Genomic DNA, 20,648 nt, shown 5'->3' with positions numbered 1-20,648 from the left:
TGTTAGGATAATCAATAGTATTATATAAAAGTATCAATCACATACGAGTGATACTTTGGGAAAAAAATAAAATAGTCCAATTTACTTGACCGTGTACTATGGTACATGGTTTATAATATTCAGGGGGTGAAATAAGATGATTTATCGCATTAGTGAGTTTGCAGATAAATGTGGAGTTAATAAAGAAACGATCAGATATTACGAGCGAAAAAATTTATTACAAGAACCTCACCGAACGGAAGCTGGTTATCGGATATATTCATATGATGACGTTAAGCGTGTTGGGTTTATTAAACGAATACAGGAACTTGGTTTCTCTTTAAGCGAGATTTATAAATTACTTGCTGTTGTAGATAAAGATGAAGTTCGTTGTCAAGATATGTTCGAATTTGTTTCTAAAAAACAAAAGGAAGTGCAAAAATAAATAGAGGATTTAAAACGAATTGAAACTATGTTAGACGACTTAAAACAACGATGTCCAGCTGAAAAGCAATTACATTCGTGTCCAATAATAGAAACATTAACATGAGAGATTAATTAACGAAAGGAGCTTTTTTATGAATAAATTTAAGGTAAACATTTCAGGAATGACCTGTACGGGTTGTGAAAAACACGTAGAATCAGCACTTGAAAAGATAGGTGCTAAAAATATTGAGTCTAGTTATCGTCGTGGTGAAGCAGTATTTGAACTGCCCGATGATATTGAGGTTGAAAGTGCAATAAAGGCGATTGATGAAGCAAATTACCAAGCCGGAGAAATTGAAGAAGTATCATCACTAGAAAACGTGGCGTTAATTAATGAAGACAATTATGACCTTCTTATTATTGGTTCTGGTGCTGCTGCCTTTTCTTCGGCAATTAAAGCTATAGAATACGGTGCAAAAGTTGGAATGATTGAGCGTGGAACGGTTGGGGGAACCTGTGTGAATATTGGCTGTGTTCCGTCAAAAACTCTTCTTAGGGCAGGGGAAATCAATCATTTATCAAAAGACAATCCGTTTATAGGTTTACAAACATCCGCTGGAGAAGTGGATTTAGCTAGTTTAATCACGCAAAAGGATAAATTGGTGAGCGAACTTCGGAATCAAAAATATATGGATTTAATTGATGAATATAATTTTGATTTAATTAAAGGTGAAGCAAAATTCGTTGATGCTAGTACGGTTGAGGTCAATGGGGCAAAGTTATCTGCAAAACGCTTTTTAATTGCAACAGGTGCATCGCCTTCGTTGCCCCAAATTTCAGGACTTGAAAAAATGGACTATTTAACTAGTACAACACTTCTTGAGTTAAAGAAAATACCAAAACGATTAACTGTAATTGGTTCAGGATACATTGGAATGGAGCTTGGACAACTATTTCATCATTTAGGTTCAGAAATAACGCTTATGCAAAGAAGTGAGCGACTTTTAAAGGAGTATGATCCTGAGATTTCAGAGTCAGTTGAAAAAGCGTTAATTGAACAGGGTATAAACCTTGTCAAAGGGGCAACTTTTGAGCGTGTTGAACAAAGTGGAGAGATAAAAAGGGTTTACGTAACAGTAAATGGCAGTAGAGAAGTCATTGAATCAGATCAGTTACTTGTTGCCACTGGAAGAAAACCAAATACGGATTCTTTAAATTTAAGTGCAGCAGGTGTTGAAACTGGAAAAAATAATGAAATCCTGATCAATGATTTTGGTCAAACAAGTAATGAAAAGATTTATGCAGCAGGAGATGTGACTTTAGGACCACAATTTGTATATGTAGCAGCCTATGAAGGTGGAATTATTACTGATAATGCTATTGGTGGATTAAACAAAAAAATAGATTTATCGGTAGTTCCTGCTGTTACGTTTACGAATCCGACGGTTGCAACGGTTGGTTTAACAGAAGAACAAGCAAAAGAGAAAGGGTATGATGTGAAGACATCTGTATTACCTTTAGATGCTGTTCCAAGAGCAATTGTAAACCGTGAAACAACCGGTGTATTTAAACTAGTAGCAGATGCAGAAACACTAAAAGTATTAGGGGTTCATATTGTATCTGAAAATGCAGGAGATGTCATCTATGCAGCATCATTAGCTGTTAAATTTGGCTTAACGATAGAAGATTTAACAGAAACCCTAGCACCATATTTAACAATGGCTGAAGGGCTAAAATTAGTTGCACTTACGTTCGATAAAGATATTTCGAAATTATCTTGTTGTGCAGGCTAAGGGAACTTTTTTACAACTCCCTATTCAAGTGAACCAGCTAATGCTTTAAGGGATTTTCTAAGTGCATTTGTGGTCACAAAAATAATTTAACACTGATGATTTCGACATCAAATCTATAATTGATACCTTAACACCGCAGAGTAATAAAGGATGAATAATATGTCAGACTTATTATCCCTACCAGACATTAAAACAATAGAACCGCCACAATAAAATGAAACCGATATGATGTTTAAAGTTGAAGCAGTCGGACCACCTGAACGTTGTCCTGAATGTGGTTTTGACAAGTTGTACAAACACAGTTCAAGAAATCAACTAATTATGGATTTGCCCATTCGTTTAAAGCGAGTGGGCTTACAATTGAACCGTAGACGATACAAGTGTCGTGAATGCGGATCTACCTTCTGGGAACGCCTAATATCTGTAGATGAAAAGCGTAGTATGACCAAAAGGCTTTTAAAGTCCATTCAAGAGCAATCCATGTCTAAGACCTTTGTAGAAGTCGCAGAAAGCGTTGGTGTTGACGAGAAAACCATTAGGAACGTTTTTAAGGACTATGTGGCACTCAAAGAACGTGAATACCAGTTTGAAACTCCTAAGTGGCTTGGGATAGACGAGATACATATTATCCGTAGACCTCGGCTTGTATTGACTAATATTGAACGCAGGACTATTTATGACATCAAGCCTAACCGTAACAAGGAAACAGTCATCCAACGTCTTTCAGAAATCAGTGACAGGACTTACATTGAGTACGTCACAATGGATATGTGGAAGCCCTACAAAGACGCAGTGAACACTATCCTTCCACACGCTAAAGTTGTCGTAGATAAGTTTCATGTAGTTAGAATGGCTAATCAAGCCTTAGATAACGTCAGAAAGTCTTTGAAAGCCCATATGAGCCAAAAAGAAAGACGTACCCTTATGCGTGAAAGGTTTATCCTTCTAAAGCGTAAACACGATCTAAATGAACGTGAATCATTCCTCTTAGATACTTGGTTAGGTAATCTTCCTGCTTTAAAAGAAGCCTATGAACTCAAAGAAGAGTTTTACTGGATATGGGATACTCCTGATCCAGATGAAGGTCATCTTCGTTATAGTCAATGGAGACACCGTTGTATGTCCAGCAACTCTATATGCAAAAATTGAACGTGGAGAAACTAAGCTCAATCTTCATAAATTGGAGCAAATTGCCAATATCTTTAATATTGATGTTTTAGAACTAATCAAAAATGATGATAAGAATGTATTGTTCTTTATGAATGATCATAATACTAACTACTACGGTTCAAATGAGAATTTGACATCAGAAATCGATCGATTAAAACTAACTATTTCGCATAAAGATGAGCTATTGAAACAAAGAGATCTAGTGATTGAACAAAAAGATAGCGAGATTTCAGCATTGAAAGAGATTATTTCTTTGCTTAAATCGAAATAGACACTATCTATAATATACTTATTTTATCTAAATTATTTAACTATCAGAAAACGCTGTATAACCTATCTAAATCACTGCTAGCAGCATTATTTAGGGATAGATGAATTGCCCTACGTGTTTTTTTATCTTTCCTGCCATAAGCGTCTCTCGCATTATATTGACTATATATTCTATATCTAAGCGATTTTCTATTTTTAAGATCCCATATTATTAGAATTCTATTAATTAATAAAAATTATAGATCAAGGGCTGATGATTCTCATCATCAGCCTTAGCTCTCTATATAGATCTATAATGATAATCTTCTTCAAAAATAAACGTAGCTAAGAGATCTTAATATATAGTAAAAGCTACAATTTGTATTTGTAGCTTTTACATAGGTAAGTAATCATATCTATCAAGATAGATACTCATTAAGTGTTTTTAACTAATTTATAAATAAATTTAGTTGTTTTTTTTATTATTAATAGAGGCAGGTCAAAAAAAAACAACTCCGTTTAATGGTAATTTCTCCTAAAAAATTTAAGATTGAGAACATTTCTCAATATAATCTCCCCACATTTGCATAATATCCCTTCTTTTCTCCAAATAATTAGCATGATTATAAGCTAGGCTAACTTGGCTTCCTGTTTTATGTGCTAGACAAGCTTCAGCATGCTCATGTTGAACGCCTTGTTCTGCTAAAAAAGTTCTAGCCAATCCCCTTAATCCGTGTGCAGTCTGTTTATCTTTGTAACCCATCCTTTTTAGTGCCATATTAACAGTAGATGAACTCATTGCTTTCTTTAAATCACTTCTATGAGTAAACAAATATTTATTATGACCCGTCATTGGTCTTAGCTGTTCTATCAAAGCCATTACTTGGGATGATAATGGTACTGTATGTAGAAACCTCACTTTCATTCTTTCAGCAGGAATATTCCATTCTTTTTTATCAAAATCAAATTCGCTCCATGAAGCGTTACTTGCTTCACTAGGTCGAACCATTGTTAATAATTGAAATAAGATTAATAATTGAGTTTTCTTTTCAATCTTAGCACTATGTATTGATTTTATAAGGGTAGGAATTTCTTCAATACTTACTCTAGGGTTATTTCTTTGACGAACAGACTTGAATGTAGAGCTAATTTTTAGGCAAGTATTACTTTCAATTAACCCACTATTAACCGCAAAATTTAAGATTTCATTTAGATGACCGCATAGTCTATGAACCATATCTGGAGATCCATTTTCCTCCACTTTCTTTAACATTTGGACTACTAAAGAAGGCTTAATTTCTTTAATAGAATATCGACCTATCAAAGGAAAAAGATGAAGCTCTAAGTTTCGCCAATATTTATTGATCGTTTTCTCTTCAACTTCTGAACTTTTTTTCTCTTTCCAAAGTTCTGCAACTTTCTCAAAGGAACTTTGAGTATCCATAAGCTGCTTTCTTTCTAGTTCTTCTCTATGTTTTTTAGGATCAATTTGTTGAGCTAATAATTTACGACAGTCATCTCTTAACATTCTAGCTTCAGCTAAGCTAACTATCGGATATGTACCTAGCCCTAAATTAGTCCTTGTACCAAGAATAGGTCGTATATAATTAAATAGCCATAATTTAGAGCCGTTAGGCTTAATTCTTAATAAAAGCCCATAACCATCACATAAGCTATACTCTTTTTCTTTTGGCTTAGCTTTTTTTATCTCCGTATCTGTTAAGGGAGTTGTTCTTCTTGCCATTAGATACCTCCAAAATGAAGTAACACTAAAAACTTTATAAATTTATTTTATAAATCATAAAGTTATAATTAATTTAGTAACACTATATGATCCTATCATAGCATGGTGTTACTATTAGTGTTACTAGAATTTGTGGATTTGGTTGGTTTCTATCGGACTTGTTAGAACAACAAAAAAGCCTTGATATGCTATATATCAAGGCTTTATCGGACTATATCATACTATATAAAATTAGAATTTGGTGGAGATAATCGGGATCGAACCGACGACCTCTTGAATGCCATTCAAGCGCTCTCCCAACTGAGCTATATCCCCATAAAAGACAGCAACATGATAAAATTTGACTATGTGGCTGTCAATACGATTTTATTATGAGTTTGTTATCCGATTAAATATTAAGCGTTTTGTGCATGAATAAAATCAATAGCACGCTGAATACGCGCAAGTACGCGATCCCTACCGATACCGACTAGGGTAACATCCATTGATGGAGATTGACCAGAACCTGTCACAGCGACACGTAATGGCATGCCAACTTTACCCATGCCCACTTCTAGTTCAGCAGCCGTTTGCTCAATCGCTTCGTGAGTAGAATGTAAATCCCAGCTAGAAAGTGTGGTTAATTTTTCTTTTACTTTTGCTAGTGCTTCGGCAGCGTTGCCTTTGAAATGTTTTTTTGCTGCTGCTTCATCAAAGGTTTCAAATTCTTCAAAGAAGTAGCGACTTGAACTAGCCATTTCTTTTAAGGTTTTGCAACGTTCCGCAAGCATGGTGACTATTTCCGTTAATGCTGGACCATTGCTTGTATCAATACCTTGATCCTTGTAATGCCATTCAAGGTGTTTAGCCACGTATTCTGGCGGTAATTCACGGATATAATGTTGATTTAACCACTGTAATTTTTCAGTATTAAATGCGCTAGCTGATTTGCTGACGTGATCTAATTCGAAATAGTTGATCATTTCTTCGCGACTGAAAATTTCTTGGTCGCCATGTCCCCAACCTAAACGCACAAGATAGTTGATTAAAGCTTCTGGTAAGTAGCCATCATCACGATATTGCATTACGCTCACTGCACCATGTCGTTTAGATAATTTTTGACCATCATCTCCATTAATCATGGAAACGTGCGCATAGGTTGGAATTGGAGCACCAATCGCTTTTAAAATATTGATTTGACGTGGCGTGTTGTTGATATGATCTTCACCACGTACTACATGAGTGATACCCATGTCCCAGTCATCCACAACTACGCAGAAGTTATAAGTTGGTGAACCGTCTGTACGACGAATAATAAGATCATCAAGCTCACTGTTACTGATTTCAATACGGCCACGCACGGCATCATCAAATACGACTGAGCCTTCAGTTGGATTTTTAAAACGTACAACGTGGGGTTCATCAGGTGAATGGTTGTGATCGTGTAAGCAGTGACGGTCATAACGTGGTTTTTCTTTATTTTGTTCTTGAGTATGACGAAGTTCTTCTAAGCGATCTTTAGTACAATAACAACGATATGCTAAGCCTTGTTCAATCATTTCATCGATCACTTGGTTGTAACGATCAAAGCGTTTAGTTTGGTAATAAGGACCATGTTCCCAAGGAAGATTTAACCATTCCATTCCTTCAATAATTGCAGCAGTTGCTTCTGGTGTTGAACGCTCTAAATCCGTGTCTTCAATTCGTAATACAAATTCGCCGTTATTATGTTTTGCGTATAACCAAGAATAAAGTGCAGTACGTGCGCCACCTACATGTAAATAACCTGTAGGACTAGGAGCAAAACGTGTACGCACTTTTACATTTGGATCTAAATTAAAAGGAGCATCTAGTTTCATTTTTATAACCTATCTTCAATAAAATATTAGTCGTCATTCTACTACGACTTGTTTGACTTCTAAATAAAAAAGCGGATTTTATGCTTATTTTTACGACAATTAAACAAAATTTAGTAAAAAGGTATTGACTGAAAATGCATTCTCCCTATAATGCCAACCCACAACATTAAGGGCGATTAGCTCAGTTGGGAGAGCACCTCCCTTACAAGGAGGGGGTCACTGGTTCGAGACCGGTATCGCCCACCACTTCTCTAAAAAGTGTTCTTAATGTTACTAAGTTTGACCTAGCGGGCGATTAGCTCAGTTGGGAGAGCACCTCCCTTACAAGGAGGGGGTCACTGGTTCGAGACCGGTATCGCCCACCACTTTTCTAAAGTGTCCTTTCCGCTCAAACTTTCCCGTTGTATTTAAACGCTTTCTAGTGGGCGATTAGCTCAGTTGGGAGAGCACCTCCCTTACAAGGAGGGGGTCACTGGTTCGAGACCGGTATCGCCCACCACTTAAAAGTGTTTAAATAAACCGAAAATTTAGGGTTTTACCTTAATATTATCGGGCGATTAGCTCAGTTGGGAGAGCACCTCCCTTACAAGGAGGGGGTCACTGGTTCGAGACCGGTATCGCCCACCACTTTATTTTCAAATTATCTAAATAATTTTCTTTTCCCGTTCAATCTATTACGTTTACGTGATAAAGTGCGCAGACATTGTCATGTCTCATTTTAGTCTGTTATGCATCATAGGGAAAATTCATGATCGCTTATATTTTCTTAGCTTTATTCACGATTGCGGCAGTGATTTTTATTGTAAACTCTCATTATCGTTGGACTTATTTCTTTGCTATTACGCTTTTTACTTTTTTATTTGGCGGGATGCTTATGGTTTCTGGCCAATGGCAACGTGCTTTAAATTTTTCATCCGTGCTTTTTGTGGTACTGATGTTATTTCACCGTTTAAAAATTCATTATTACAAACAGCCTTTGTTAATTTCAGATTTCTTTCTTGTAGTGGATTGGCGAAATTGGGAAACCTTAATTCATTATAAAGGTGCGTTATTTGGCGTTATTGGGCTACTTGCGTTATTAGGTTATGCGATTTTTGGTTTTAATGATGTCGAGTCTTTAGGACTATTAGGTCACAACATTGGAGCGTTATTGTTTATCGTTAGCTTTAGCTTGATGTGGCATTATTCTAAAAAGCCAAGTGCGGTGCAAGTTTGGTTAGATTCTTTGCCCGATGATGGTCGTGATGTGTTTTTAAATTTACCAATGTCTTGCCGCGGTATTTTTTTCAAGGTGCCAAGTTTTGATGGCAATAGCCAAAATTTTATTGAAAAAATGACCGCACTTTCATCTGATACAAACAAGGTATCTGAAACAAAACCCGATATTGTAGTGACATTAATGGAATCCACGCTGAACCCTCATCAATTTGCTTTTAGTCAGCAATCTATTCCACCACTTTCCATGTTTGAACCCCAAAATGATACGGTATTTGCTTCTCCGTTGCGTGTACATACTTTTGCTGGCGCAACGTGGAAATCAGAATTTGCTTTTTTAGCCGGTGTGCCTTCGACTGATTTTGCCGCGTTAGCAAGTGGTGTTTTTTATTCTGTTGTACCGCACTTGCAATCAGGCTTAGTGAAAAATCTAAAAGCACAAGGATATTTTTGTGTTGCCTTGTCGCCTTTTACAAAAGGTAATTACAATGCGAAATCCGCTTATGATCATTTCGGTTTTGATTTGATGTTACAGCCGCAAGATCTTGGTTATCCTGCGCCTATCAGTAAAAATCTTTGGGATATTAGTAGTGAAGAAATGATGAAGTACGCCCGAATGATTTTGGAAAAACAGCATCCTGCGTTAGAAAATGTAGATCAGCCGATGTTTGTTTATGTATTGACTATGCGTGAACATGGTCCATATGAATTGGGCATGGAAAATACATTTAATCTTCAAATGCCTAATTTAGGGGCTAAAAGTATTTCTGCATTGAATGACTATACTCAACGTATTGTCGCCTTGAATGATGCGATTGAAGGAATGAATAACTATTTACATGAACGTAAAAAGCCTTTTGTTCTAGGGTATTTCGGTGATCACCAAGTAGCATTTGATAATGTTATCCCTCCGAAGAAAGGGGATTATGTACAGCCTGATTATGTGACACAATTTGTTGTAAGAAGTAATTGTGCGAGTCAATTTAAGCAAGAACAACATTTTTTAGATCTCGCTTTTGCCGGAGGCGTCTTGATGAATGTAGCTGGATTATCAGCAGAAGATGAATTTATGAAAGCAAATATGGCAATGTGTAAACTAAGTCACGGAAAATTGGAAGATTCTCCTAATCCTGCATTTGTGAATGACTATCGTCATTACCTTTATCAAACCTTAAAGATTGCAAAATAGCTACATAAAAAAGACCGATGTTGATAATCGGTCTTTTATTTTATTCTTTTAACTCACCTAAAACTTCAGATAATTGCGCTCCGACCAACACAACTAGCCAGCTAATCTGAATCCACAATAGCATAATCGGCAATGTTGCCATTGCGCCATAGATTAGTTGATAAGAAGGGAATGTGGTGATGTACCAAGTAAAGGCTTGTTTACCGAGTGTAAAGAAAATAGCGGCAATAAGTGCACCACAAGCAGAATATCTTATATCCACTTTCTTATTTGGCACGATGGTATAAATTAATGTGAAAATAAACCATGTGAAAAAGAACGGGAGTAAACTGAGCAATTTCACACCGAGTGAAAGCGTTTCTGATTGTTCAAACACCACTTTTATATAAGAGCTAATCCCTATACTTGTACCTATAACGAGAGGCCCAAAAGTCAGAATCATCCAGTAAATCGCGAAAGAGGTAAAAATAGGACGAATACTGGTATCATGCCAAATGCTGTTGAGGGTTCGGTCGATGTTATTAATTAGCATCAAGGCAACGGCAATTAAACTTACAATTCCCACCGCACTCATTTTCTTTGAGTTTGATACGAATTGATCGATATATTCGCCCACCATATCACTTGCCGATGGCGCAAAATTGGTGAAAATCATTTCTTTCAATTCCCCAGTGACTTCATTGAATACAGGAAAGGCAGAGAATATAGAAAAAATCACCATCACCATTGGCACGATAGCAAGCATCGTGCTGTAAGTTAGTGCGCCAGCAGCTTGGTTGAGTTTATTTTCTGAAAAACGTTTCCAAAAGAGCTGGCTAAATTGTTTCAATGAAATCATAAAAATTCCCCACAGCAATGTTTAAATTTTTTACCAGAACCACATACACAAGGTTGTTTCATTGTAGGCAAGGATACGGTCGGATCCACAAAATACCAACGGTTTTCAATTTTTACAAAAATTGACCGTTCTTGATGGGCTAGTTCTCCCTCTTCGCCTTGAAAAATCGCTTTAAATTCCACCGCACTTTGAGTTTTTGTGAGGTTTTCTGTTTTTAGGATTTCTAATCCTAGCCATGTAGTATTGTCAGCCCATTCTTGCAATAGATGAGTCTCTAATAAAGTTTGTTGGCTTGGCACAGTTGTTGCAACAATATAAGGTATATTTTTTAAAACGTAAGCTGTATAACGTGAACGCATGAGTTGTTCTGCCGTTTCTGGGACGGCAGTGTGTAAATGAAAGGGCGCACAGCAATGTTTGTACTCTTTGCCAGAACGGCAAAAACACAATGAAGGTGCGGTAAAATTTTCTGACATTTTAGTGTCCTGAAGTGGTATAAAAGAGATTTAATTTGAATTATAACTGAAAAATGTTTAACTTTTTGACCACATTGCATTTTTTACTTATCATTTACATATAATAAAAAATAAAGGGAAAATTCATTTATGCAATACGATCTCTCTCGCACAGAACAAGGTAAAATCCTAGGCATCACGGCCAAAATGGCTAACCGCCATGGCCTTATTGCTGGCGCAACAGGTACGGGTAAAACTGTCACATTACGTAAAATGGCAGAAGCCTTCAGTGATGATGGGGTACCGGTATTTTTAGTAGACGTAAAAGGCGATCTTTCTGGCTTAGTAAAGGGCGGTCAATTTCAGGGCAAAATTGCGGAACGAATTGAGCAGTTCGGGTTAGGCAATGATAGTTATCTCAATGGCTATCCTGTTTCTTTTTGGGATGTTTTTGGCCAAACGGGCATTCCTCTGCGAACAACTATTTCTGAAATGGGCCCGTTGTTGCTTTCTCGTTTATTGAATCTCAATGCTACGCAAGAAGGATTATTAAACCTGGTATTTCGTGTGGCAGATGATAAAGGTTTATTGCTCATTGATTTAAAAGATCTTCGTGCAATGCTGAAATATGTTGCAGAGAATGCGAAAACCTTCCAAGTTGAGTATGGCAACGTTTCGACCGCAAGTGTTGGTGCAATCCAACGAGCACTACTTACACTTGAAAATGAAGGTGCTGCAAATTTATTTGGTGAGCCAGCATTGAACCTAGATGATTGGATGCAAACTCGCGATGGGCGAGGGGTGATTAATGTACTCAATTCTGAAAAATTGATTAATTCCCCAAGAATGTATAGTGCATTTCTATTATGGTTGATGGCGGAACTCTTTGAACAACTGCCAGAAGTGGGTGATCCTGATAAACCTAAATTTATTATGTTTTTTGATGAAGCACACTTATTGTTTGATGGTGCACCGAGCGTATTAGTAGAAAAAGTAGAACAAGTTGTGCGTTTGATTCGTTCTAAAGGTGTGGGAATCTATTTTGTCACGCAGAACCCTCTTGATTTGCCAGATACCGTATTAGGGCAGTTAGGTAATCGTGTTCAACACGCTCTCCGTGCATTTACTCCACGCGATCAAAAAGCTGTAAAATCAGCTGCAGAAACTTTCCGAGCAAACCCTTCAGTGAATGTCGTTGAGACTATTTCAACCCTTGGAGTGGGACAAGCATTGGTATCATTTTTAGATGAAAAAGGCATGCCTACGCCAGTTGAAATTGCCTATATCTATCCGCCAAAAAGTCAGCTTTTACCATTAACGACAGATGAACGTAATGTTTGGGTGAAAGATGATGATCTTTATGCGTATTATAAAGAATATGTAGATAACGAATCAGCCTTTGAAGTATTAACTGCTCAAGCGGATTTAGCTGCGGTACAACAAAAACAAGCAGAGCAAGCCCAAGCGGAAGAAGAAAACGGCTTCTTAGGTAGTTTGAGTCGAATGATTTTTGGTACGCAAAAGCGCGGTGAAAAATTATCGCCAACTGAGCAGATTGTTAACAGTGTAGCAAAATCAGTTGGGCGAAATATTCGAAATCAAATTACTAAGCAAATTATGAGAGGAATAATGGGGGCATTGAAAAAATAGGTTGATGATAAATGAAATGTGAGGGTTTCCGTTTAGAAGATGCATATCTAAATTACTTTAAATAAAAGATAATTGATTAAGTATTTGAAATCCTCGCTTTCTCTCGGTTCTATATTTTATTAGATTTTTTATTACCATCATCTTTATGATTCAATGTGATAAATATTAAAATTTTCACTGATTTCACAAGCGTCATGTATTAATTTCTTTGTTCCCAAGAATTAATTTTTTCGCTAGAATGCAGTCAATTTTTGACTTAATAAAGGATAACATTATGTTTGGAAAAGGCGGTTTAGGCGGCTTAATGAAACAAGCCCAACAAATGCAAGAAAAAATGCAAAAAATGCAGGAAGAAATCGCGCAACTAGAAGTAACGGGTGAATCTGGTGCAGGTTTAGTGAAAATCACAATTAATGGTGCACATAACTGCCGTCGCATTGACATTGATCCGTCTTTAATGGAAGACGATAAAGAAATGTTAGAAGATTTAATCGCGGCCGCTTTTAACGATGCGGTACGTCGTGCAGAAGAATTACAAAAAGAAAAAATGGCATCGGTTACTGCTGGAATGCCATTGCCTCCAGGGATGAAATTTCCGTTTTAATTATTAGGCGCGTGAATATACGATTCACGCGTCATCTCTCATTTACCTCTCATTAAATCACTATGCAAAGCAGCCCACTTTTGGAACACCTTATTGAGAACTTACGTTGTCTTCCTGGCGTAGGACCTAAATCTGCGCAACGTATGGCTTATCATCTTTTACAACGTAATCGTAGCGGTGGAATGAATTTAGCTCGAGCACTCACAGAAGCCATGTCTAAAATTGGCCATTGTTCACAATGTCGAGACTTTACGGAAGAAGACACTTGCAACATTTGCAATAACTCTCGCCGTCAAAATTCAGGTTTGCTTTGTGTCGTTGAAATGCCCGCAGATATTCAAGCTATTGAGCAAACGGGACAATTTTCGGGACGTTATTTTGTCTTAATGGGGCACTTATCACCACTTGATGGTATTGGTCCTCGTGAAATTGGCTTAGATTTACTGCAAAAACGTTTAGTAGAAGAATCTTTCCACGAGGTGATTCTTGCAACAAACCCAACAGTGGAAGGCGATGCAACAGCAAACTACATCGCTGAAATGTGCCGCCAGCACAATATCAAAGTGAGTCGTATCGCTCATGGAATTCCTGTAGGTGGTGAACTGGAAACTGTGGACGGTACAACACTGACTCACTCTTTTCTAGGTCGTCGTCAAATCGACTAATCTTCTCATACTATTATGCGTTTATTTATCGCCGAAAAACCAAGCTTAGCTCGCGCTATTGCTGATGTGCTCCCCAAACCCCATCAACGTGGGGATGGTTTTATTAAATGTGGCGATAATGATGTGGTAACTTGGTGTGTAGGGCATCTTCTCGAGCAAGCAGAACCCGATGCCTATGATCCTAAATTCAAACAATGGCGTTTAGAACATCTCCCTATCATTCCTGAAAAATGGCAACTTTTACCACGAAAAGAAGTAAAAAAACAGCTTTCTGTGGTGGAAAAACTGATCCATCAAGCGGATACACTTGTAAATGCAGGAGACCCGGATAGAGAAGGACAATTACTTGTCGATGAAGTATTCAGTTATGTCAATTTATCTGCCGAAAAACGCGATAAAATTTTACGCTGCTTGATTAGCGACCTAAATCCAAGTGCGGTAGAAAAAGCAGTAAAAAAATTACAACCCAACCGTAACTTTATTCCTCTTGCCACATCTGCACTCGCACGAGCCCGCGCTGATTGGCTTTATGGCATTAATATGACCAGAGCCTATACCATTCGTGGCAGACAAACTGGCTATGATGGCGTGCTTTCTGTTGGTCGAGTACAAACCCCTGTGCTGGGTTTAATTGTACGTCGAGATTTGGAAATTGAACATTTCCAACCCAAAGACTTTTTTGAAGTACTAGCTTGGGTTAATCCAGAGAGTAAAGAAGAAAAAACTCAGGAGAAATCAACCGCACTTTTCAGTGCCTTATGGCAACCCAGCAAAGCTTGTGAAGATTACCAAGATGATGACGGCAGGGTGCTCTCTAAAGGATTAGCAGAAAACGTTGTAAAACGTATTACAAATCAACCTGCGGAAGTAACCGAATACAAAGACGTTCGTGAAAAAGAAACGGCCCCCTTGCCTTATTCCCTTTCTGCGTTACAAATTGATGCAGCAAAACGATTCGGTATGTCCGCTCAAGCCGTATTAGATACGTGCCAACGCCTATATGAAACTCATCGTTTAATCACTTATCCTCGTTCTGATTGCCGCTATTTGCCCGAAGAACATTTTGCCGAACGACACAATGTACTAAATGCAATTTCAACCCATTGTGAAGCTTATCAAGTCTTACCAAATGTCATTTCAACTGAACAGCGAAATCGCTGTTGGAATGATAAAAAAGTAGAAGCTCACCATGCAATCATTCCAACGGCTAAAAATCGTCCTGTAAATCTAACACAAGAAGAACGTAATATTTACAGCCTTATCGCTCGCCAATATTTAATGCAATTTTGTCCTGACGCAGAATATCGTAAAAGTAAAATTACGCTGAATATTGCCGGCGGTACTTTTATAGCTCAAGCGCGAAATTTACAAACGGCTGGGTGGAAAGAATTATTAGGCAAAGAAGACGACACAGAAAATCAAGAACCCTTATTACCAATAGTAAAGAAAGGACAAATTTTGCATTGTGAACGCGGAGAAGTCATAAGCAAAAAAACTCAGCCGCCAAAGCCTTTCACAGATGCAACCTTGCTTTCAGCAATGACGGGGATTGCTCGATTTGTACAGGATAAAGATCTCAAAAAAATCCTACGAGAAACAGATGGATTGGGTACAGAGGCTACTCGCGCTGGCATCATTGAATTACTTTTTAAACGCGGTTTTTTAACGAAAAAAGGGCGAAATATTCATAGCACTGAAACTGGAAGAATTTTAATTCAGGCATTACCAGATATTGCTACCCAACCAGATATGACCGCCCATTGGGAATCGCAACTCACAGACATTAGTCAAAAACAAGCAACCTATCAGCAATTTATGCATAACTTGAATCAAATGTTGCCAGATCTAGTCCATTTTGTAGATCTTAATGCATTAAGACAATTAAGCCGCATTAAAATGATTAAATCCGATAGAGTGAAACCTAAAAGTGCGGTAAAAAAATCGAGTAAATCAAACGGTCAAACTGATTAAAGTTAAACCAATTAATATTTTTTTTATGCAAAGCACTTGCGAGAAAATTGAATTTTCTATAACATTCACGACCAGTTTTCTTGCAAAATTGCAAATTAGAGAGAAAAAATGTATCAAGTTCTTTTATTTATTTATGTTGTTGTCGCGATTGCCTTGATCGGGTTTATTCTCGTTCAACAAGGTAAAGGAGCGAACGCTGGCGCATCTTTTGGTGGTGGCGCATCAGGTACAATGTTTGGCTCTGCTGGTGCAGGTAACTTTTTAACACGTACCAGTGCAATTTTAGCAACCGCATTTTTTGTTATTGCTCTTGTTTTAGGTAACATGAATTCACATAAAGGCAATATTCAAAAAGGTGCTTTTGACGATTTATCACAAGCTGCAGAGCAAGTTCAGCAACAACAAGCAGCTCCAGCAAAAGAAAATAAAAATAGCGACATCCCACAATAAAATAGGATTAGCATAAAAATTAGCGCTCTGGTGGTGGAATTGGTAGACACGCTATCTTGAGGGGGTAGTGACCACAGGTCGTGCGAGTTCAAGTCTCGCCCAGAGCACCATTTGACTAAACAAAGCCCCGCGAAACTAATCGCGGGGTTTTGTTTTATCCAGGTTTCACAAGGGTTTATGGCACTTCCACCCATCATATCTAATCGTTTCTAATTGTCTTTAATCACAAATTTTAGTAACCAAAATAGTAACCAAAACTTATAATGGTTACTAAAACCTTATCAGTGAAATTACAAGATGGCCAGAATAGTAAAACCTTTATCTCCGAAATAGTAAAACCTTTATCTCCGACTGAAATCAAAAATGCTAAACCAAAAGAGAAAGAATATACCCTATCTGATGGTGAGGGCTTATTGCTGCTAATCTTACCTAGTGGTTCTAAAAGCTGGCGATTTAACTACGCTAGACCGCTCACCGGGAAAAGAACAAAAATGGCCTTAGGCGGTTATCCAGAATTATCGTTAGCAGATGCCCGTGCTAAACGTGAAGAATATCGTGCGTTACTTGCGAAAGGTATCGATCCACAAGAAGAAAAAATACGCATCCAACAAGAATATGAAAACCGTTTAAAAGATACTTTCCATTCTGTTGCAGAAAGTTACTTTAATGGTATCTACAAAGAAAAAGCTAAAAATCCAGAAACACGAGAAAAGAATTGGGAACGATTGAAAAATCATATATTCCCTTATATTGGCGATAAGCATGTATCAGAAATAAAAGTTAAAGAGTTAGTTAGCATTTATGAAAAAATAGCAGATAGAAGTAACACGCTCAAAAAATGCAACCAGCTTGTCGGTGCAATTATGGATCATGCACTAAAAAGACATTATAGAGGGCATCATTTGACTAAACAAATCCAGCGATAACTAATCGTATTTTTTTCCGTTTTTTACAAAGCTTGATCACAGTTTTTACAAGTGTAATTCAACTGCTTCAAGTATTTATAACCATATATTTTATAACTATTTTTTAACCAAGCCTTATAATCTCATCATTGTTTAAATTTCCTAGTTACAAAAATGCCTAAAATTCCTAAATCTATAAGTCTCACGGTGAGCAAAAATATTGAGCTAAAAGTATAAGAATAACTAAGCATATAACTTAAAAATATGGTTGTAAACGTAGAAGTTAACAGGGGAACGCCAGAGTGTAAAAGATAAAAACTTGGTAAGGTGAGTATTTATAAGGTCTTATTGAATGAAGATGAAAGAATAAATAAGACGAGAAAATTTGAGTTGGTCCCCCCTACCGGACTTGAACCAGTGACCAAGCGATTATGAGTCGCCTGCTCTAACCGACTGAGCTAAGGGGGGAAAGTGCGGTGATTATAGAGAAATAATCACTTGAAGTCTATAAAAGAAGGGATGATTGATGAAAAATCAATCATCCCTTTTTATCATTATTGAAGCACGGAAATATCAGCCACTTGTAAGAACAAGCCTTGTAACGTGTTTAAAATCGCTAAGCGGTTTTGGCGTAGTGCTGGGTCTTCAGCATTTACCATCACGTTATCAAAGAAGCTATCTACTGGAGCGCGTAAGTTCGCTAATTTATCTAATACCGCCGTGTAATCGCCTTGTGCGATAAGTGGTTGTACTTCAGTGCGTAATGTAAGTACCGCTTCAGCAAGGGCTTTTTCTGCAGGCTCTACGCAAGCGGTCAAATTGATCTCGCCAATTGCAGCATCCGCTTTGGCTAAGATGTTGCTTACACGTTTGTTTGCTGCTGCTAACGCTTCTGCTGAGTCTAAAGTACGGAAGTGTGAAACCGCACGCACGCGCGCATCAAAATCAGCAGGGCGAGTTGGACGACGCGCTAATACCGCTTGAATCACATCCACCGCAATACCTTCATCTTGATACCATGCACGGAAACGACCGAGCATGAAATCCACCACATCGGTAACCACGTTTTGATTCGTGAGTTTATCACCGAAAAGTGCAGCTGATTTTTTCACTAAATCTTCTAAATCTAGTGGTAAATTTTTCTCTACGATAATACGTAACGCACCTAATGCCGCACGACGCAATGCAAATGGGTCTGCGCTACCTTTTGGTGCTTGGCCGATGCCGAAGATCCCTGTTAAAGTGTCAAATTTATCCGCTAAAGCGACCGCACTTGCAACGAGTGATTTTGGTAATTCATCGCCGGCAAAGCGTGGCATATATTGTTCGTTCAACGCCACTGCCACTTCTTCATCTTCACCGTCATGACGAGCGTAATGCATACCCATTACACCTTGCGTATCGGTGAATTCGAATACCATGTTGGTCATTAAGTCACATTTTGATAGCAAACCTGCACGTTTTGCTTTCGCTTCATCTGCACCGATTTGTTTTGCAATTTCGCCGGCAAGTTGCTCAATACGATCTGTTTTGTCTTTCAATGTACCCAGTTGTTGTTGGAATAACACGGTTTCTAAGCGCGGTAAACGATCAACCAGTTTTTGTTTTAAGTCAGTTTTGAAGAAGAATTCCGCATCAGTTAAACGTGGACGAACCACTTTTTCATTTCCTTCGATAATCGCGGTTGGATCTTCCGGGTTGATGTTCGATACGAAAATAAAGTGCGGTAATAATTTGCCGTCTTTATCATAAATCGGGAAATATTTTTGGTCGCCTTTCATGGTGTAAACCAACGCTTCCGCAGGCACGGCTAAGAAACGTTCTTCAAATTTAGCCGCTAATACGTTTGGATATTCCACCAATGAAGTCACTTCTTCAAGCAAGCTTTCTTCAATGTCAGCCACGCCGCCAAGTGCGGTTGCTTTTGCTTGCGATTTTGCCAAAATTTCCGCTTTACGTTCGTTGAAATCTGCTACTACAGAACCTTTTTCACGCAATAATTGTGGATATTGGTCGGCATGTTGAATTTCAAATTCTTTCTCGCCTAAGAAACGGTGACCGCGAATAGTGCGCGCACTTGCCACACCTAAAATTTCGCCTTCAATTAACTCATCACCTAACAACATAGTCACGGTGTGAACCGGACGGATAAATTGCACGGTTTTATCAGCCCAACGCATTGGTTTTGGAATTGGCAATTTTGCCAACGCATTTGCCACGATGCCGTTAAGCAAGGTTTTAGTCGGTTGACCTTCAATTTTCGCACGGTGAACGAGCCATTCTCCTTTATCAGTCGCAATACGCTCTGCTTGCTCAACGGTAATGCCACAACCACGCGCCCAGCCTTCTGCCGCTTTAGTTGGTTTACCTTCCGGATCAAAAGCTGCAGATACTGCCGGCCCACGTTTTTCGATTTCTTTGCTCGGTTGCTGTGTGGCTAAGTTCAACACTTTCACCGCCAAACGACGTGGCGCCGCAAACCATTCGATTTTATCGAAGGTTAAACCCGCTTGGTTTAATTCCGCCTCAACGTTATCCGCAAAAGAGGTCGCTAATGTTTTGAGAGCTTTTGGTGGCAGCTCTTCCGTGCCGATTTCTACTAGGAAGTTTTGGGTTGTCATTTTGTTTCTCTTGTAAGGTGTGCTTAATTTCACCATTAATTTTAAATTTTGTAATGTATTTACAAACACACTACGAATTACAGTTATTCAGAAAAACCAATCTCGTTAAGTAACATTTTTCCTAAATGAGTTATAAATTTAGAGCCTCTAGGCTTTCCTGATAATTTATCATAGATAGGCATATTCGTATTTCTATCTATGTCGAGTTTAGTTTTTATTAAACCTAATCTTTCTAAATGATCTTTATAGCTATTTTGAATAGCAGATTTATCTATTTGCTCCTCTGGAGCTCCAATATAATTTCTAGCTAAATTTAAGACACTTTGATGCTTACTTCTAAATTCTTCATCACCATCGAGTGTTGGATGTAAATAAAACCTTAACCAAATAATCTCCTCATCATTTAACTCTGACAATAAATTAAGTAAATAGACATATTGAGATATCTGGATTTCTTCTGTATTTAATCCATTTGCTACAACAGAAGCAATATGCTCAAGACGTTTTTCGCTAACTGCTCTAAAAGCGTAAAACAGACCATCTTCAAATAGTGCTATGTATTCAGATAATTTTTTAGCATCTGAATTTATTAAACATTCTAATTTAGATACTCTTTTCTCTAATTCTCTAAGATACTTAACTATTCTATCTTGGCGTTGATTTGGCACTAAGTTATTGATAATTCCGCTAACAATAGAGCCACCAGGAAATTCTCCTAACACAGAGTTAGTAAGCGAAATTAGTTTATCTGTATTATTTTCGTCTAAATTATCATTCTGCATTTTTTATGTTCTCTTTCACATATTACTTCATCTAAATTGCACAGTTGTAAAACCAAGTGAATTTAATTCTGTATCTAGTAATGCATCTTTTTTCTGATAATCAA

General features: G+C 37.8%; 17 protein-coding genes and 7 tRNA genes. 16 read left to right on the top strand and 8 right to left on the bottom strand.

Annotation, left to right across the window (positions count from 1 at the left end; all coding sequences use genetic code 11):
- The first annotated feature begins 136 nt into the window (after nt 1–136).
- The 4 genes from KKW16_RS05890 (at nt 137) to KKW16_RS05875 (ending at nt 3,639) form a co-directional block, all read left to right on the top strand.
- Complete coding sequence (locus KKW16_RS05890; RefSeq protein WP_502793453.1) at nt 137–424, top strand: MerR family transcriptional regulator; 288 nt, start codon at nt 137–139, stop codon at nt 422–424.
- 133 nt (nt 425–557) lie between these two features.
- Nucleotides 558–2,198 (top strand): mercury(II) reductase, encoded by a 1,641-nt coding sequence (gene merA, locus KKW16_RS05885; RefSeq protein WP_001031935.1) that lies wholly within the window; start codon nt 558–560, stop codon nt 2,196–2,198.
- A 225-nt stretch (nt 2,199–2,423) separates the two neighbouring features.
- Nucleotides 2,424–3,347, top strand: coding sequence for an ISL3 family transposase (locus tag KKW16_RS05880; protein WP_005644441.1), 924 nt, complete (start codon nt 2,424–2,426; stop codon nt 3,345–3,347).
- A gap of 31 nt (nt 3,348–3,378) precedes the next feature.
- Nucleotides 3,379–3,639 (top strand): hypothetical protein, encoded by a 261-nt coding sequence (locus tag KKW16_RS05875; RefSeq protein WP_005644566.1) that lies wholly within the window; start codon nt 3,379–3,381, stop codon nt 3,637–3,639.
- 522 nt (nt 3,640–4,161) lie between these two features.
- On the opposite strand, the gene KKW16_RS05870 is transcribed toward KKW16_RS05875, so the two are convergent.
- The 3 genes from KKW16_RS05870 to gltX form a co-directional block, all read right to left on the bottom strand.
- Entirely contained in the window at nt 4,162–5,361 is a 1,200-nt protein-coding gene (locus KKW16_RS05870) for a tyrosine-type recombinase/integrase (RefSeq protein WP_005644386.1), read from the bottom strand.
- Between the two features lie 239 nt (nt 5,362–5,600).
- A tRNA-Ala gene (locus KKW16_RS05865) sits at nt 5,601–5,676 on the bottom strand.
- An 80-nt stretch (nt 5,677–5,756) separates the two neighbouring features.
- A complete protein-coding gene (gltX, locus tag KKW16_RS05860; RefSeq protein ID WP_048953522.1) occupies nt 5,757–7,199 on the bottom strand; it encodes a glutamate--tRNA ligase in 1,443 nt (480 codons plus the stop codon).
- A gap of 170 nt (nt 7,200–7,369) precedes the next feature.
- Here gltX and KKW16_RS05855 point away from each other — a divergent pair.
- The 5 genes from KKW16_RS05855 (at nt 7,370) to lpt6 (ending at nt 9,603) form a co-directional block, all read left to right on the top strand.
- A tRNA-Val gene (locus KKW16_RS05855) sits at nt 7,370–7,445 on the top strand.
- A 43-nt stretch (nt 7,446–7,488) separates the two neighbouring features.
- Nucleotides 7,489–7,564, top strand: a tRNA-Val gene (locus KKW16_RS05850).
- Nucleotides 7,565–7,622: 58 nt separating this feature from the next.
- Nucleotides 7,623–7,698: transfer RNA gene (locus tag KKW16_RS05845), tRNA-Val, on the top strand.
- A 52-nt stretch (nt 7,699–7,750) separates the two neighbouring features.
- A tRNA-Val gene (locus KKW16_RS05840) sits at nt 7,751–7,826 on the top strand.
- 121 nt (nt 7,827–7,947) lie between these two features.
- On the top strand, nt 7,948–9,603 hold the full coding sequence (lpt6, locus tag KKW16_RS05835; RefSeq protein ID WP_048952647.1) for a phosphoethanolamine transferase Lpt6: 1,656 nt from the start codon (nt 7,948–7,950) through the stop codon (nt 9,601–9,603).
- Nucleotides 9,604–9,643: 40 nt separating this feature from the next.
- Here the strand turns inward: lpt6 and KKW16_RS05830 are convergent, their stop codons facing one another.
- Both KKW16_RS05830 and KKW16_RS05825 read right to left on the bottom strand, forming a co-directional pair.
- A complete protein-coding gene (locus tag KKW16_RS05830) occupies nt 9,644–10,441 on the bottom strand; it encodes a virulence factor BrkB family protein (RefSeq protein WP_005644271.1) in 798 nt (265 codons plus the stop codon).
- The gene (locus tag KKW16_RS05825) at nt 10,438–10,917 is read right to left on the bottom strand and encodes a YchJ family protein (protein ID WP_106013612.1); all 480 of its coding nucleotides are present in this window, start codon (nt 10,915–10,917) and stop codon (nt 10,438–10,440) included. The genes KKW16_RS05830 and KKW16_RS05825 overlap by 4 nt, the downstream gene beginning before the upstream one ends.
- 129 nt (nt 10,918–11,046) lie before the next feature.
- On the opposite strand from KKW16_RS05825, the gene KKW16_RS05820 reads away from it, so the two are divergent.
- The 7 genes from KKW16_RS05820 to KKW16_RS05790 all read left to right on the top strand — a co-directional run bounded on the left by KKW16_RS05820 (nt 11,047) and on the right by KKW16_RS05790 (nt 17,162).
- Nucleotides 11,047–12,546, top strand: a complete 1,500-nt coding sequence (locus KKW16_RS05820; protein ID WP_048952645.1) for a helicase HerA-like C-terminal domain-containing protein — start codon at nt 11,047–11,049, stop codon at nt 12,544–12,546.
- A gap of 274 nt (nt 12,547–12,820) precedes the next feature.
- On the top strand, nt 12,821–13,150 hold the full coding sequence (locus KKW16_RS05815; protein ID WP_005629464.1) for a YbaB/EbfC family nucleoid-associated protein: 330 nt from the start codon (nt 12,821–12,823) through the stop codon (nt 13,148–13,150).
- Nucleotides 13,151–13,212: 62 nt separating this feature from the next.
- Complete coding sequence (gene recR / locus KKW16_RS05810) at nt 13,213–13,815, top strand: recombination mediator RecR (protein WP_048952644.1); 603 nt, start codon at nt 13,213–13,215, stop codon at nt 13,813–13,815.
- Between the two features lie 15 nt (nt 13,816–13,830).
- A complete protein-coding gene (locus tag KKW16_RS05805; protein ID WP_140523963.1) occupies nt 13,831–15,786 on the top strand; it encodes a DNA topoisomerase III in 1,956 nt (651 codons plus the stop codon).
- Between the two features lie 108 nt (nt 15,787–15,894).
- Complete coding sequence (gene secG, locus KKW16_RS05800) at nt 15,895–16,236, top strand: preprotein translocase subunit SecG (protein ID WP_005676206.1); 342 nt, start codon at nt 15,895–15,897, stop codon at nt 16,234–16,236.
- A 24-nt stretch (nt 16,237–16,260) separates the two neighbouring features.
- A tRNA-Leu gene (locus KKW16_RS05795) sits at nt 16,261–16,346 on the top strand.
- 174 nt (nt 16,347–16,520) lie between these two features.
- Complete coding sequence (locus tag KKW16_RS05790; protein WP_226385916.1) at nt 16,521–17,162, top strand: integrase arm-type DNA-binding domain-containing protein; 642 nt, start codon at nt 16,521–16,523, stop codon at nt 17,160–17,162.
- Nucleotides 17,163–17,532: 370 nt separating this feature from the next.
- On the opposite strand, the gene KKW16_RS05785 is transcribed toward KKW16_RS05790, so the two are convergent.
- The 3 genes from KKW16_RS05785 to KKW16_RS05775 form a co-directional block, all read right to left on the bottom strand.
- Nucleotides 17,533–17,609: transfer RNA gene (locus KKW16_RS05785), tRNA-Ile, on the bottom strand.
- 86 nt (nt 17,610–17,695) lie between these two features.
- Complete coding sequence (glyS, locus tag KKW16_RS05780; RefSeq protein ID WP_215768054.1) at nt 17,696–19,762, bottom strand: glycine--tRNA ligase subunit beta; 2,067 nt, start codon at nt 19,760–19,762, stop codon at nt 17,696–17,698.
- An 83-nt stretch (nt 19,763–19,845) separates the two neighbouring features.
- Complete coding sequence (locus KKW16_RS05775) at nt 19,846–20,544, bottom strand: hypothetical protein (RefSeq protein WP_215768053.1); 699 nt, start codon at nt 20,542–20,544, stop codon at nt 19,846–19,848.
- Nucleotides 20,545–20,648: the final 104 nt, after the last annotated feature.

It is taken from the genome of Haemophilus sp. SZY H8 (genome assembly GCF_018829755.1).
In the GTDB taxonomy this organism is placed as follows: Bacteria; Pseudomonadota; Gammaproteobacteria; order Enterobacterales; family Pasteurellaceae; genus Haemophilus; species Haemophilus haemolyticus_K.
Note: the sequence above shows the minus strand (reverse complement) of the source record. Positions and strands in the feature narration are given on the sequence as shown.